12 protein-coding genes are annotated in these 15,911 nt (G+C 31.3%); 11 read left to right on the forward strand and 1 reads right to left on the reverse strand.

Features of this window, described 5'->3' with window-relative positions:
• From NNH57_RS00005 to NNH57_RS00050, 10 genes are all read left to right on the forward strand, one after another.
• On the forward strand, positions 1 to 265 hold a 265-nt coding region (locus NNH57_RS00005), incomplete at its 5' end, for a hypothetical protein (RefSeq protein WP_254504063.1).
• Between the two features lie 22 nt (positions 266 to 287).
• Complete coding sequence (locus NNH57_RS00010) at positions 288 to 1,211, forward strand: glycosyltransferase family 4 protein (protein ID WP_074408220.1); 924 nt, start codon at positions 288 to 290, stop codon at positions 1,209 to 1,211.
• Entirely contained in the window at positions 1,211 to 2,212 is a 1,002-nt protein-coding gene (locus NNH57_RS00015; protein WP_074408219.1) for a lipid II:glycine glycyltransferase FemX, read from the forward strand. Before NNH57_RS00010 ends, NNH57_RS00015 begins: the two co-directional genes overlap by 1 nt.
• A 21-nt stretch (positions 2,213 to 2,233) precedes the next feature.
• Complete coding sequence (locus NNH57_RS00020; protein WP_108808443.1) at positions 2,234 to 3,301, forward strand: DUF354 domain-containing protein; 1,068 nt, start codon at positions 2,234 to 2,236, stop codon at positions 3,299 to 3,301.
• Positions 3,298 to 4,062, forward strand: a complete 765-nt coding sequence (locus NNH57_RS00025; protein WP_199915428.1) for a polysaccharide deacetylase family protein — start codon at positions 3,298 to 3,300, stop codon at positions 4,060 to 4,062. The genes NNH57_RS00020 and NNH57_RS00025 overlap by 4 nt, the downstream gene beginning before the upstream one ends.
• Positions 4,059 to 5,495: an MBOAT family O-acyltransferase gene (locus tag NNH57_RS00030; protein WP_074408216.1), complete on the forward strand. Its 1,437-nt coding sequence runs from the start codon at positions 4,059 to 4,061 to the stop codon at positions 5,493 to 5,495. The genes NNH57_RS00025 and NNH57_RS00030 overlap by 4 nt, the downstream gene beginning before the upstream one ends.
• Before the next feature lies 1 nt (position 5,496).
• Entirely contained in the window at positions 5,497 to 6,432 is a 936-nt protein-coding gene (locus NNH57_RS00035; RefSeq protein WP_108808444.1) for a hypothetical protein, read from the forward strand.
• A gap of 468 nt (positions 6,433 to 6,900) precedes the next feature.
• Positions 6,901 to 8,061 carry a sugar transferase gene (locus tag NNH57_RS00040; RefSeq protein ID WP_108808445.1) on the forward strand — a complete coding sequence of 387 codons (1,161 nt, stop codon included), beginning with the start codon at positions 6,901 to 6,903 and terminating at the stop codon, positions 8,059 to 8,061.
• 142 nt (positions 8,062 to 8,203) lie between these two features.
• The gene (locus NNH57_RS00045; RefSeq protein ID WP_108808446.1) at positions 8,204 to 10,558 is read left to right on the forward strand and encodes a GumC family protein; all 2,355 of its coding nucleotides are present in this window, start codon (positions 8,204 to 8,206) and stop codon (positions 10,556 to 10,558) included.
• A gap of 354 nt (positions 10,559 to 10,912) precedes the next feature.
• Positions 10,913 to 11,611 carry a class I SAM-dependent methyltransferase gene (locus NNH57_RS00050; protein WP_108808447.1) on the forward strand — a complete coding sequence of 233 codons (699 nt, stop codon included), beginning with the start codon at positions 10,913 to 10,915 and terminating at the stop codon, positions 11,609 to 11,611.
• Positions 11,612 to 11,690: 79 nt separating this feature from the next.
• On the opposite strand, the gene NNH57_RS00055 is transcribed toward NNH57_RS00050, so the two are convergent.
• Entirely contained in the window at positions 11,691 to 13,277 is a 1,587-nt protein-coding gene (locus NNH57_RS00055) for a peptide chain release factor 3 (protein ID WP_108808448.1), read from the reverse strand.
• Positions 13,278 to 14,099: 822 nt separating this feature from the next.
• Between NNH57_RS00055 and NNH57_RS00060 the strand changes: the two genes are divergently transcribed.
• A complete protein-coding gene (locus NNH57_RS00060; protein ID WP_254504065.1) occupies positions 14,100 to 15,887 on the forward strand; it encodes a T9SS type B sorting domain-containing protein in 1,788 nt (595 codons plus the stop codon).
• Positions 15,888 to 15,911 lie beyond the last annotated feature (24 nt).

The raw sequence follows: 15,911 nt of genomic DNA on the forward strand, positions 1-15,911 counted from the left end.
GCAAGAAATCTATATAAAAATGAATGTCCCTCATATCTCGATTGATATCGTATTTGATGGGAACGAATTTTATCTGATTGAGTTTCAATCCCTGTATTTTGGCACAGCTGGGATTCCTTATTCTGAAGGGTATTTTACTCATAAAAATGATGACTGGGAATTTGTAACCAAAAAACTAGAGGTAGAGAAAGTATATGCTGATAGTATCGTGCAATATTTAGAAAAAAAGAATGTAAAAAAAACAGAACCTATATATCACAGCTAATCATTAAACAATAATCCTTTTAATGAAAATGGATGTACTTTTTGTAAGTAGCGGAAATACAAAGAATGGAATATCTCCTATTGTTTTTAATCAAGGTAATTCTCTGATTAAGCTAGGGCATGATGTTTCTTTCTTTACAATCAAAGGTAAAGGGTTTAGTGGATATCTAAAACATATTTTTATACTAAGAAAATTTCTGAAACACCATTCTTATGACATTATTCATGCTCATTACTCACTTAGTGCCATAGTTGCAGCTTTGGCAGGAGGAAAACCATTAATAGTCTCTCTAATGGGGAGTGATGTAAAAACTTCTTTCTTACTAAAATATATGATCAGAATATTCAATTTCTTTTTCTGGAATAAGATTATCGTAAAATCTCTGGATATGAAAACGTCTTCTGGTATTAAAACGGTAAATGTTTTACCTAATGGGGTAGATTTTAAAAAATTCAGACCGTTTTCTAAAAAGGAAGCCATAGAAATTACACAATGGGACCCCAATAAACGACACATCCTTTTTGCAGCAAATCCCAAAAGAAAAGTAAAAAACTATCAGTTGGCAAAAAATGCTTTTGAATTACTTGATCATAAGGATATAGAATTGCAATCACTTATAGATATTCCTAATACACAAATGCCTGCATATTTTAATGCTGCAGATGTAATTATTCTTACAAGTTTTTGGGAGGGATCTCCCAATGTAATTAAAGAAGCTATGGCCTGTAATTGTAAAATTGTAGCTGTTAATGTAGGAGATATAAAAGAGACTATTAGAAATACGCCAGGATGCTTTGTTACGGGTTTTAATAAAACCGATATAGCTAATAAAATTGATAAAGCATTAGAATATCCAAAAAAGACAGAAGGTAGAATACGTATTTCTCACCTGGATTCTGAAGTTATCGCTCCTAAACTAATATCCATTTATAAAGAAACTTTATAATGACTAAAACACTTACCATACATACAAGTACCAGTGGGATAAACCCAGAGGAATTAGAAGTGCTTTTAGAAAACGATTCTGCAAGTTTTTTTCAAACACCAGAAGCGCTTTCCTTTTTTATCACTGCTGGATATGAGACTTTTGCTTTTGCCATAGAGTATGACAAAAAAATTACTGCATTTGTTTCTGGAATCGTTCAAAAAGAAAATGGAATTAAATCCTCTTTTACCCGTAGAGCAACCATTTTTGGAGGCCCCGTTTTTTCTAAAGAAGTAGAAGAAGATCATGTTGTAGAATTGTTTAAAACGGTGATTAAACATTTAAAACATAAAGTAATTTATATCGAAACTCGTAACCTTAATGATTATAACCAATATAAAAATGCTCTTAATACAATAGGTTTTGAGTATCATCCTCATTTAAATTTTCATGTTGCATGCGATACAGAAGAAAAAGTAAAGCAAAGAATTAGCAGTAGTAAACTAAGGCAAGTTAAAAAAAGTTTAAAAGAAGGTGCAGTAGTACGAGAAGCTAAACATCAATCAGAAATAGAGGCATACTATGAAATTCTTAATGATCTATATAAAACAAAAGTAAAAACACCACTTCCAAAATTATATTTCTTTATCACTTTGTGGAGCCAGAGAGTAGCAAAATTTCTTTTGGTTTTTTATAAAGATGAAGTTGTTGGAGGCATTGTTTTTCCAATTTTTAGAGATAAAGCAATTTATGAATGGTATGTATGTGGTAAAGATAGAGCATATAAGAATATATATCCCAGCATTCTCGCTACGTGGTCGGCTATGCTATATGCATGTAAAAATAACATAGGGAGATTTGATTTTATGGGAGCAGGAAAACCCGAAGAAGATTATGGAGTAAGAGAGTTTAAATCAAAATTTGGAGGAGATTTAGTAGAGCATGGCAGGTTTATTTATGTAGCTAATCCATTTTTGTATAGCCTGGGTAAAAAAGCAGTTAAAATATTGAAAAACAGCTGATAAAAAATAAAAACTAGATATATGAAGATCCTTATCGATATTGGGCATCCAGGTCATGTTCATTTGTTTAAAAATTTTGCATTAGAGATGCAAAAAAAAGGACATGATTTTCTTTTTACATGCCGTGAAAAAGAATTTGAGATCGAGCTATTGAAAGCTGCAGGGCTACGCTTTATTTCATTTGGCAAAAAATACAATACCACTATTGGAAAAATATTTGGCTTAGTAAAGTTCGATATTATGGAAATTCTTCATGGGTTGAAGTTTCGCCCTGATATTTTGATGAGTCATGGCTCTCCTTATGCGGCTCATGCATCGGCTATATTAGGAAAACCACATATATCGATGGAGGATACAGGAAATATGGAACAAGTACGTTTATATTTACCTTTTACAAATAGTGTTTTAACATCTAATGCATTTCATAAAGATTTGGGAGATAGACAAATATGGTATAATGGATACCATGAATTAGCCTACCTGCACCCTAATAGATTTGTTGCGGATCCAGGTATTTATGATATTCTAAAAATTAACCCTGATACTAAATATGTAATACTCAGATTTGTATCCTGGAATGCAAGTCATGATGTAAATCAATCTGGATTATCTATACAAGAAAAACGAGAACTAATAGATTACTTAGAAAAGAAATACACCGTTTTTATCTCCTCTGAAGGAAAATTACCAGATGAGTTCAAAAAATATCAAATAAGGATACCACCAGAAGAAATGCATAATGTTTTGGCATATGCTTGTATGTTTATTGGAGAAGGAGCAACAATGGCCTCAGAATCTGCCGTACTTGGTACACCTGCATTATATATAAATAGCATCATGGCAGGAACCATTAAGGAACAAGAAAAATATGGATTACTGTTTAGTTTTAAAAATGGAGAAGGTGTACTGTCTAAAATTAAAGAACTTGATGAAATCCCTGATTTGAAAGAAGTTTTTAAAAAAAGACTAGAGAAATTATTACAAGATAAAATTGATGTAACCTCCTTTATGGTATGGTTTGTAGAAAATTATCCTCAAAGCAAAAAAGCTATAATAGACAATCCAAAAATACAACTTGAATATAAATGATAGATTTTACCGTACAGCGATATAGAGAATTGTTACGAGCATTAATGAACAACGGCTATCAATTTCAAACTTTTGCAGAATTCATAGCAAAACCAGGAAAAAAAAGCATTGTTCTAAGGCATGATGTAGATTTATTACCAAAGAATTCATTAGGTTTTGCAAAGCTTCAGGCTTCAAAAGGAATTAGGGGAACTTATTATTTTAGAGCCGTTCCAGAAAGCTGGAATGAAAAAATAATCCTTAAAATTGCAGAACTCGGTCATGAAATAGGATATCACTATGAATGCTTAACAACTACAAAAGGTGACTTAGAGGCAGGAATTCAGGATTTTAGAAATAATCTTTTTGCACTAAGAGAACTTGCGCCCGTATCTACTATTTGTATGCATGGTTCGCCATTGTCTAAATATGATTCTAAAGACCTGTGGAAAACATACCGGTATCAGGATTTTGGTATTGTTGGAGAACCTTATTTTGATATAGATTATAATAAAGTGTATTACTTAACAGACACCGGAAGAAAATGGGATGGACATAAAACCAGTGTAAGAGATAGAGTAAATACTAGATTTACCAAGACTTTTCATAGCACTCCCGAAATTGTTGAAGCATTAAAAAATGCAGCATTTCCCAACCAGGTTATGTTTACATTTCACCCTCAACGATGGAATGATAGTATCATAAAATGGAGCAAGGAATTAGTGTTACAAAATGTAAAAAACGTAGTTAAGAAGCATTTTTATGTAAAAAATAACCTATGATTTTTAATTCAATCGATTTTGCATTGTTTATACCCATCGTATTTGTCTTGTACTGGTTTGTATTCAATAAAAATTTAAGAATACAGAACTTTCTTATTGTTATTGCAAGTTATGTTTTTTATGGCTGGTGGGATTGGAGGTTTTTATCTTTAATTTTTTTTAGTAGCATTGTTGATTATTCTGTTGGATTGGGTTTAAAAAAATACAAAGAAACGTCTAAACGAAAACTGTTATTATGGACAAGTATTTTAGTCAATCTTGGGTTTTTAGGTTTTTTTAAATATTATAATTTTTTCCTGGATAACTTTGTCACAGCCTTTACTTTTTTGGGAGTCGAAATTAAAGGCAATTCACTTCATATTATTCTTCCAGTCGGAATTAGTTTTTATACTTTTCAAACTCTAAGCTATACCATCGATGTGTATAAACACAAATTAGAGCCTACAAAATCTTTTATTGCATTTTCTGCTTTTGTTGCTTTTTTTCCTCAGCTGGTTGCGGGGCCAATAGAAAGAGCTACTAATCTCTTACCACAATTTTATGAAAAGAGAAGCTTTAACTATGATAAAGCTACCGATGGTTTACGACAGATTTTATGGGGGCTATTTAAAAAGGTTGTTATTGCCGATACTTGCGCGGGATATGCGAATACAATATTTAACGATTCAGAAATGTTTTCGGGTAGTACCTTAGTCATGGGAGCTTTATTTTTCACATTTCAGATTTACGGAGATTTTTCTGGATACTCAGATATTGCTATTGGTACTTCTCGGTTATTTGGGTTTAACCTTAACCGTAACTTTGCGTATCCTTATTTTTCGAGAGATATTGCCGAGTTTTGGAGACGATGGCATATTTCATTGTCTACCTGGTTTAGAGATTATCTGTACATCCCGTTAGGAGGAAGTAGAGGAGGAAGTTGGATGAAAATAAGAAACACGTTTATAATTTTTCTTGTTAGTGGATTTTGGCATGGTGCCAATTGGACATTCATTATTTGGGGAGGATTAAATGCTATATATTTCCTTCCACTTCTTTTATTGAACAAGAACCGTTCAAATCTTAATGTTGTAGCTTCAAATAGTGTTTTTCCTTCGTTTCGTGAATTAATAAGCATCCTTATCACTTTTGGACTTACTGTTTTTGCCTGGATTTTTTTTAGAGCAGAAAGCGTAACGCATGCCTTTAGTTATATAAATGAAATTTTTTCTTCGTCATTGTTTAAATACCCAGAAATATTCCCTAAAAAAGTAGTGTTGCTTATTGTCATGTTTATGGGGCTGGAGTGGTTAGGTCGTAAAAACGAATTTGCAATAGAAAATATTAATTATAGGTTCCCTGTTCCTGTTAGGTGGGCAAGTTATCTTATGCTAATTGGAATGATATTTTATTACTCAGGAAAAGTACAACAATTCATCTATTTTCAATTTTAACATGAAAAAGTTTATCATAAAAAGTTATCTGTTTTTTGGTCTAATTGTACTATTAGCTTGCACTTTGTTTTTGCTTGAAGAAAGCCATGAGAATACAACAGAGTACTTGGCTTCGATGACAGATAAACATCAAAGAATAAAAGATATAAAGAAACAAAAAATGATACTGGCAGGAGGCTCTAATCTAGTATTTGGAATAGATAGTCAACAAATAGAAAACGAATTTAATATTCCTGTAATTAATTTAGGCTTGCATGCTAAACTAGGATTAGCGTTTATTTTAAATGAATTAAAAGATGTTGCAAAGCCTAAAGATATCATCATTTTATCTATAGAACATTTAATGACTGTAGAAGGAGATCGAGAATTACAAACGATGACTTCGTACTATAATCCATTTGCATACAAATATTACCATCAAAAAGATAACAACTGGAGTACTCAAGTTAAAATGAAACTTGATAATCACCATATGCTGTTTAAAAAAATAATTTCGAATACCATCGAAAAAGCTAAAAATGATCCTGTTTATACTAGAAACGGCCTAAATAAATATGGAGATGGGGTAAATCATTTGGGATTAATACAAAAAGATAAACTAGGGAGTAAGTCGATTATAAAAGATAATAAAGATGAAGAAATTAGAGTACTAAATGACTTTTATTCTTTCGCTAAAGAAAAAGGAATAGAAGTTGTTTTTTCTTACGGAGCATATGAAGCATCAGAGTATGAAAAAAACATGAATACTCTTAAAAAAACACATAAAAAAATGAAACAAAATCTAAACATAGAAATGATAATGGATATTGATGATTTTGTATATCCAACCTCATATTTTTATGACAGTGTTTATCATCTAAATCAAAAAGGTAGATCAATTCACACAAAAAAAATGATTCAAAAATTAAAATCTAGCAGAGCATTAAAAAGCATCTAAAAATAACATTTAAAAACAATATCAATTACATACCATTTTCTTTTAACTAAACGATACTATTATATGTTTTTAACTAGATGGAATTACTCTTTTTTAACTCAAAATCAACAACATGATTGTTGTGTAAAGTTATTTCATCTTTTTTTTGTATTATTTTATCGATGTTTGGTTAACTATTTAACAAAAAATGTAAGTTTTTTTGTTAAGATTAACTTTTCTTCCTGTTAAAAACCATTATTTTTCTTGGTTTTTACCTGTAAAATCATGCAAAACAGGATGTTTACATAACTATTTTGCGGTAAACCCGTTACCGATTTTACTCTTCTTGTAGTATCTTTAAACTGTTAACCAAATCTAAATACCTATGCTACTAAAACATAGTTTTTTGAGGACAAATTCACTTTTCCTCGACTCATTGGATCGTTTATTTTTCACTTTATCTTCATCTTTTAAATCTAGTATTGAAGTATGATTATCAGAACTATTAGTGCTGAAACTTATGCTATTTTAGATAAGAAGAATAAAGACCTTACTGATTCTATTTCTTCTGGCACTAAACCTTATGCGTTAAGGGGTAAAAGTAAGGTTGCAATCGAAAAAATAATTACCAGAAAATTGGGTAATGATGCTTGTGATTTTATAAGTAATCATCTGCGAGAATTTAGATTGTTTGATGTGTTGCTTTGTGATACCAGAGATAAAAGTAATATTGAAACATATCAAAAAGAATCATTTCGGGCGATTGTAAATCTACAAGAAGTTAACCACTACAGACGAATTAATAAATTTCTTGAAATGGTAAATCATAAATTACCAGAAGGAGGATTGTTTATTAATACGATAGAAACTTATGAAACCCGTAAAGAAAAAATACTTAAAAAATTTCCTAAACCTTTAAATTACCTATACTATTTAGGTGATTTTATCTTTCATAGAGTTAGTCCAAAGCTAAGGTGGTCCAAGAAAATATATTTTAATATTACAAAGGGGTACGGTAGAGTATTAACAAAGGCCGAAGTGTTAGGAAGATTATATAGTTGTGGTTTTGATATAATAGAGGAAAAAGTAATTGATAATAAATTATATTTTGTAGCGAAAAAAACAAAACTTCCTCTGTATGATATGAATCCTACATATGGCCCTTTAATTAGCCTGAAACGGGTTGGCAAAAATGGAAAATTAATTAATGTATATAAGTTACGAACCATGCATCCGTACTCTGAGTATCTGCAACATTATGTTTTTCAAAAGAACAACCTGAAAAAAGGAGGGAAATTAAAAAACGATTTTAGAATATCTAATACAGGTAAATTACTTAGAAAATATTGGATAGACGAATTACCTATGGTTCTTAATTTTTTAAAGGGGGATATGAAACTTATAGGAGGGCGGCCTCTTAGCAGTCATTACTTTAGTTTATACACCAGAGAACTACAGGAGAAAAGAATTAAATTTAAACCAGGACTCATCCCTCCATTTTATGCTGATATGCCAGAGACACTAGAAGAAATTATAGCGTCTGAAATGAAATATTTAACAGCATATGAGAGAAACCCAATTTTAACAGATATTAATTATTTATTTAAAATCATTAAAAACATCGTGGTAAAAGGAAAAAGAAGTTTTTAAAATTATTGGTTTTAGTTTCCTTGGCCTTATAGAATATTCAGCTTCAAGTACCTCATAGAATTTGAAATTCTTTCGTGATAGTTCATATATAATAGTTAAATTTACAATAGTTAATTCTCTTTAAACCGAAAGAATTCATAAAATGAATTATGAGATCGATGATGATTCTGAAAATCTATTCATCAAAGAATTACTAGAAAGATATATAGCCCATTGGAGGTTATTTATTGTTTCTCTTGTAATTTGTTTTGTGATAGGTTTTTTCTATTTAAGATATACTCCTAAGATGTATCGAGCTACATCTACTATATTAATTAAATCAGAGAATAATGGAGCAATGTCTGAACTTTCTGCTTTTGAAGACCTCTCTATTTTTAAAAACGCTAAACGAGAAGTAGAAAATGAGATAGAAATACTTAAATCACGACCCTTACTCGAAAATGTTGTTAGAAAACTACACCTAAATGTTCAATATTTTAGTAAAACTAAATACTCTAAACGATTTGTAGAACTTACTAAAAACTCACCTGTTAAAGTTAAGTTCCTTGAAGATTCTTATTATGATCAGGGATTAAATTTTATTATCACGATTCTGCCTAATGCGCAGTTTGCTATAAAAGATACTAACGAAAATTTCATTCTAAAAGGGGGATACGGAAAATGCATAGGTTCTCCCTTTGGAGATATTTTGGTTGAACCAGATTTTAAAATTCTTCACGAGTATATAGGTACTAATATTTATGTAAATAGTACTCCGCTTCTGGATATGGTAGAAAGATATAAGTCGACGATAAAAATAGGTCTTACCGACCAAAATACAAGTGTAGTCACATTAACGCTAACCACAATCGCTCAAGATAGAGCTAAAGAAATTTTAAACAGTCTTATTGAAGAATATAACAAAGATGTTATAAAAGATAAAAATCAAATCTCTGCTAATACTGCCGATTTTATAAAAGAGAGAATACATATTATTAATCAGGAATTAGGTGACTTAGAGAAAAATGTCGAATTCTTTAAAACCGAAAATAATTTAACAAATTTATCTTCAGAAGCTTCTATAATGCTAGAAAAGTCTTTTGTTAATGAAAAAGAACAGTTAGCTGCAACAATACAAATTGGATTAACAGATTATTTAATGGATTATTTAGAAAATTCTAAAAATGATCTTCTTCCTGTAAATCTTGGGTTTGAAGACCGTAAGGCAGTTACCCTGATTTCTCGATACAATGATATAGCATTGCAACGAAATAGAATACTAAAGAGTTCTGGAGTAGAAAACCCACTCTTAATAAACTTAAACGATAAGCTTTTTGATTTAAGAAAGAGCATACAACAAAGTCTCATCAACCTAAAAAAAACGCTTCAACTTAAAATAGATAACCTTAAAAACAGTGATGCTATAGTAAATGCCCAAATTTCATCATTACCAGAAAAAGAACGAAAACTTAGAGATATACAGCGACAACAACAAATCAAAGAAACTTTGTTCTTGTATTTATTAGAAAAAAGAGAAGAAACAGCAATCTCTCTTGCCGCAACCGTTTCGAATGTAAAAGTTATCGAAAGAGCATATATTTCTCGTAGTCCCATACGACCAAAAAAGAATATTGTATTTCTAACAGGCTTTCTTGCGGCACTAATTGTACCTATCGTTATTGTTTTCTTTAAAGATTTAATGAATACTAAGGTTAATGATATTAAAGAGCTAAAAAAGAAATTAAAATTGCCGCTACTAGGTAGTATTCCTTCATCTCCAGAAGATAAAAAGCTGGTAACACCTAAAGCAGATCGATCAATATTGGCAGAAGCATTTAGACTATTAGAAACCAATCTAGACTTTCTCTTGGCGCATTCTAAAGAAAAAGGAAAAACCATTTTAATTACTTCTAGTATTAAAGGAGAAGGAAAGTCCTTTGCCGCTAGTAATCTAGGGATAACTCTTGGTCGTTCTGGAAATAAGGTTGCTTTGTTAGAAATGGATTTAAGATCTGCAGAGTTAAAAGAGCGAATGGATGTTGATGGTAAAAAAGGAATTACCAATTTTATTAGAGACGAATCTATACAGATTGAGGATATAATGTCTAATATGAAAGGCTTTAAGAACTTAGACGTTTTTACCTCTGGGCCAAAACCTCCAAACCCTGCAGAATTATTAAAACATGAACGAATTGAAGAATTATTTGGGTATTTAAAAAAAGAATACGATTATATTCTTATAGATACACCTCCTATTACTGTTGTAGCAGATACTTTATTATTAAGCTCTTATGCCGATTTGTGTGTCTATGTAGTAAGACAAAAGTTTTCAGATAAAAGACTTTTGGATATTCCTAAAACACTAAATCAAGAAAAACGATTTGCTTCTATAGCAGTTTTGTTTAATGATGTAGACTTTAGAAAAATTGGATATGGATATGGCTACGGATATGGCTATGGAGAAAGATCAAAGAGAGGATTCTTTAAAAGAGTGCTAAACCTAATGGTTAGTAGATAACCTAAGCCCTGTACGTATTAGAAGAACTATAGTTTTAATCGACCAAATTATCGTATTCGAGGCTACTTTATATATGTTTAAATTAGTAAGTATATCGACAAGGATCTTAGTATAAAACAAGTTTCTTTATTGGATAAGAATTGAGTTTTTGCTATATTCATATTGTAAATACATCATGTCATACAACCTTAATTAATCAAAATTTCCCCTAAAAAAAGCTCGTGTCTTCTCGAGAAAATAAGTTGAGTAAATAGTAAAATCTGTAATCATTATTTCGAATTACAAAACAAAAAAACAACTTAATGCATTTAGAATAGAATACTTGTTCTTTTATGTGAAAAACTGAAAAATACAATGGCTGAAAAAATTTACACCGAAGAAAATAGTGAGTATTTAAAAAAAAATCCTACCTGGCATGCCGAAGACTCGCCTTGGAAAGCTAAACAGATCATTAAAATGTTAGATCGTAATCCAATACATCCAAAATCTATTGCAGAAGTTGGTTGTGGTGCTGGTGAGATATTAAATCAATTGCATAAGACGATGCCCGATGATGTGCATTTTACAGGATATGATATTTCGAATGATGCTATTAATATTGCCAGACAAAGAGAAAAATCTAGATTAGAATTTAAATCAGAAGATTTTCTAAAGATAAACTCAAAATTCGATTTATTACTCATGATAGATGTTTTTGAACATGTTGATGATTACCTTGGGTTCTTAAAACTATGTAAGCATAAAGCAAAAAATACGATATTTCATATCCCATTAGATATATCAGTTAACCGACTATTGAAAAATGATCTTATGTCTTTACGAAAATCTGTGGGACATCTACATCATTTCACAAAAGAAACCGCAATAGCTACATTAAAAGATTGCGGATATGAGATTGTTGATTTCTTTTACACGACAAGTTTTCTGGATTTTCCTAGAAAAACAATAAGTTCAAAAATTACATACTTACCCAAAAGAATACTGTATAAAGCCAATAAAGATATAACTGTAAAGCTATTAGGTGGATGCTCATTATTAGTCATGACAAAATAGTGTAAATTACAATCACACTAATTTATATTTAGATGCCCTTAATTTTTAATAAAATTTTAGATATAGTTTATAGAGATAATTAAAATTCTGAAGTAAAGTGAAACTCGATCGATGGATATTTTTGTTGTGTCATTTGTAAGCTGAAAGAAGAATCAGCCAAAAATACCAGTTGACCCTGTTTATCTTTTGCCAGAAATTTGCTTTTTACACGTTTAAAATCTTTAAACTCATCATTATCCTGATCTTTAGCTTCTACCCAGCAAGCCTTATGAACATTAAGGTTCTCATACGTGCATTTTGCACCATACTCATGTTCTAATCTATATTGAATTACTTCATATTGTAAAGCGCCAACGGTTCCTATCACTTTTCTTCCGTTCAATTCTAATGTAAAAAGCTGTGCAACTCCTTCATCCATTAATTGATCTATTCCCTTTGCTAATTGCTTAGATTTCATAGGATCTGCATTGTTGATATACCTAAAATGTTCTGGAGAAAAACTAGGCACTCCTTTATAATGCAAAATTTCTCCTTTGGTGAGAGTATCCCCAATTTTAAAATTCCCGGTATCATGTAATCCAACAATATCACCAGGATATGATATATCTACAATCTCCTTTTTTTCAGCAAAAAAAGCATTAGGGCTAGAAAATTTAAGTTTTTTATTATGTCTTGTATGCAAATACGGAACGTTTCTTTCGAAAGTCCCTGATACAATTTTGATAAAAGCCAGTCTGTCTCTATGTTTGGGATCCATATTGGCATGAATTTTAAATACAAATCCTGTAAAATCTTTTTCTTCAGGATGTACCAATCGTACATCACTTTCTTTTGGTTTTGGTGGAGGAGCAATAGTAACAAAACAATCTAATAATTCTCTAACGCCAAAATTATTTAATGCTGATCCAAAAAACACAGGCTGTAAATCACCATTTTGATACTGTTCTTTTTCAAATTTTGGGTATATCCCTTCTACCAACTCTAATTCTTCACGTAATGTGTCTGCGGCAGTATCACCGATGATGTCATTAAGATTCTGAGACGATAAATCAGATATTTCGATGGTTTCTTCAATATTTTTTCTATTATCACCGCTAAAAAGATTGATGTTTTTTTCCCAAATATTATAAATTCCTTTAAAATCATATCCCATTCCAATAGGAAAACTTAGTGGGATAACGGTAAGGCCAAGTTTTTGCTCTATTTCATCCAGAAGTTCAAAAGCATCTTTTCCTTCACGATCCAGTTTGTTAATAAAAACAATCATAGGGATATTTCTCATTCTACAAACAGAAACTAATTTTTCAGTCTGTTCCTCAACACCTTTTGCAACATCAATCACGACAATTACACTATCCACAGCAGTTAAGGTCCTAAATGTATCTTCAGCAAAATCTTTATGCCCGGGAGTATCTAGAATATTAATCTTAATGTCTTTGTACTCAAAAGCTAATACAGAGGTAGCGACAGATATACCTCTTTGACGTTCAATTTCCATAAAATCACTAGTAGCTCCTTTTTTAACTTTGTTTGATTTTACGGCCCCTGCTTCTTGAATAGCACCTCCAAAAAGTAATAATTTTTCGGTCAATGTAGTCTTACCTGCATCAGGGTGAGAGATGATTCCAAAGGTTCTTCTTCTCCCAATTTCGTCTATAAATTTCATTTGATTTTGTTTATTATTCTAAATATTTAGATACACTCGCAATCGCACCAAATTTCATAGTAAAACAGGCCTTTGCAGCTTATTCTTTTAACTACTCTATAATTGGTGATATATTTATTATCTGCCCTTATATCTAAATGAGGATGCAAATATAGTACTAAAATGAACAATAATACTTATTGATATCATTAAGTAAAAAGGATATTGTTCTATATTAAAATAGATTCATTTTTAGCAGGCAAATATTCTAAATAAAACCTTGATGGTATATGCGTAGGAAATTTGCTCTGTATAGATTTTTATACCTGTCTTAATCGATTTTTTACGTTTTTTATCGAAAAAAACTATTTTTTGGCAAAAAAATAAAGAAAAACGTAAATCTATTATCATATTTGTGTTGATTTCTAAATACGGTTTTACCTTACTATATGTGAGGTTTTTTTAATTAGAGGATTTGTAGAAACTAATTACCCCCATAGTTTTTGCTTTAAACACAAATACATCGTCAAAATGAAAAAAATAGATTATTACTTTTTTTTAAAAAATTATGTATACAATCCTATAAAGTATACAAGTTCTTTCCCTCTTAGATTTTTTGGATATTGGATTAAAAGTGTCCAGCTGCATTAATCAATTAATTAGTCAAAATTATTACGCTTTGATATTACGATATATTTTGAAAAATAATTCACACAATGTTAATCAGTTAGTATATTGCTTATGTTAATTTTTACTCTATTTCCGCAAAGAAAATTTACTTCACTTATTAGAATTGTATTTTTTACAATCTTATTTTCTTTTGGTAACGGTTATTCTCAAAATTTGTTAACAAATCCAGGGTTAGATGTTGCAGGAGTCGATTGTACAATAGACAACGGGGCGTTTGATGTAGCACCTGATGGTTGGGGTAAAATATATACTCCTGATAGATCTACAGAGACTCAAAGAACCTGGTATATTATTAATGCTCCAAGGCCAGCTTCTCCTGGTGGGGGGTGTTATTTTGGGTTTAGGATGTTTGGTGCTACTCAAGAAGGGATAAAACAAAATGTTACTTTGGTAGGAGGGGTACAATATTCATTTTCGTTTGATTATCTTATAGAAAGCCGGCCAGGTTTACCGCCTTGTGCACCTCAAACAGAGATTAAGTTAGATGGTACAGTTGTAGCTACTGTTCCGATATCAAGTGTAGAAAATGTTTGGGAAAGACCTGTAGTAACATTTATTGCTCCAACAAGTGGTTCGTTTTCATTCGAATTTGTAGCAAAAGGAACTTGCCAAAACACATGGAATTTTGTAGATGATTTGGTTTTAGAAGTTACCGACCCCGATACCGATGGCGATGGTAATCCAAATGTAAGTGACCCTAATCCTTTGGTAGCAACAGCTGTTGATGATAATGTAGCCGCAATGGTTGGAGGAAGCGTAAGTATTGATATTTTGGCGAATGATGATTATTTGAATAATAATGATCCCAATAATTTGGGTACAACCAGTATTACTCAGATAGGTGGTTCTGCCGGTGGTACAGTTGCGTTTGATGCATCTACAGGAGAGATGACATATACCCCAATAGCAGGAGAAGCAGGAAGTTCTGTTACAATTATTTATCAAGTATGTAATGATGAGAGTGGTGTATTGGTTTGCGATGATGCTATAGTAACAATCGTAGTGGCAGATAATATAACAGCAAATGATGATACAGTGACTATTAATAGTGATACAGGTGGTAATTCTATCAATGTTGTTAACGATAATGATATTTTAAATGGAAATGGAGTTGCATTGGGGGTTGATGTTACGATAACTACAGTCGCAGATCCCAATCCGGGAGATGGTGTTAGTTTCGATCCAAGTACAGGCGAGGTTACAGTTGTATCCAATACTCCACCAGGTGATTATATCATAACCTATACGCTATGTAGCATCGCGACTCCATTAGTTTGTGATGATGCAATTATTACAATTACAGTAGTACCTGCACCAAATGGTACTATAACAGGGCATTTGTATAGTGACTTAAACGATAATAGCACACAAGATATTGGTGAACCAGACTTAGAAGGAGTAGATGTTAATATTATCGATGTTAATGGGGTAGAGCAAACTGTGACTACAGACGTAAATGGAGACTATATTGCAAATGTTCCTGTAGGAGCAACTATAGTAGATATCAACAATACGACACTTCCGTTAGGAAGCTTACAAACCGAAGGAACTGATCCAACAACAGTAAATGTAATAGGAACCGGAATAACGGTAGAAGAAAATAATGGATTTGTGATAATTGCTGATGTTGATGATGAAATCGATGTATATACAGGGATTTCTCCGAATGGAGATGGTATTAATGATCAGTTTAGAATCGTAGGATTAGATAATTTTCCGAATAATACATTACAAATATTCAATCGTTGGGGAGTTAAGATATTTGAAGAGAACGGATATGAACAATCTGGGGCTAAATTCTTTGAAGGAATTAGTGAAGGAAGAGCTACAATGGGTAAGAATAAAGAATTGCCTGTAGGGACTTATTTTTATGTTTTAGAATATGAAAACGCTAGTGGAATCAACATGTCCAAAGCTGGTTACTTGTATATAAATAGATAAATGTATCTGGAATATCATATATTT

The sequence above is a fragment of the Aquimarina spinulae genome (assembly GCF_943373825.1).
In the GTDB taxonomy this organism is placed as follows: domain Bacteria; phylum Bacteroidota; class Bacteroidia; order Flavobacteriales; family Flavobacteriaceae; genus Aquimarina; species Aquimarina spinulae.

Coding starts and splice junctions, on each gene's coding strand:
- NNH57_RS00025 (WP_199915428.1), top strand. CDS start 3,298: ATGATAGATTTTACCGTACAGCGATATAGAGAATTGTTACGAGCATTA.
- NNH57_RS00020 (WP_108808443.1), top strand. CDS start 2,234: ATGAAGATCCTTATCGATATTGGGCATCCAGGTCATGTTCATTTGTTT.
- NNH57_RS00050 (WP_108808447.1), top strand. CDS start 10,913: ATGGCTGAAAAAATTTACACCGAAGAAAATAGTGAGTATTTAAAAAAA.
- NNH57_RS00040 (WP_108808445.1), top strand. CDS start 6,901: ATGATTATCAGAACTATTAGTGCTGAAACTTATGCTATTTTAGATAAG.
- NNH57_RS00035 (WP_108808444.1), top strand. CDS start 5,497: ATGAAAAAGTTTATCATAAAAAGTTATCTGTTTTTTGGTCTAATTGTA.
- NNH57_RS00045 (WP_108808446.1), top strand. CDS start 8,204: ATGAATTATGAGATCGATGATGATTCTGAAAATCTATTCATCAAAGAA.
- NNH57_RS00010 (WP_074408220.1), top strand. CDS start 288: ATGAAAATGGATGTACTTTTTGTAAGTAGCGGAAATACAAAGAATGGA.
- NNH57_RS00030 (WP_074408216.1), top strand. CDS start 4,059: ATGATTTTTAATTCAATCGATTTTGCATTGTTTATACCCATCGTATTT.
- NNH57_RS00015 (WP_074408219.1), top strand. CDS start 1,211: ATGACTAAAACACTTACCATACATACAAGTACCAGTGGGATAAACCCA.
- NNH57_RS00055 (WP_108808448.1), bottom strand. CDS start 13,277: ATGAAATTTATAGACGAAATTGGGAGAAGAAGAACCTTTGGAATCATC.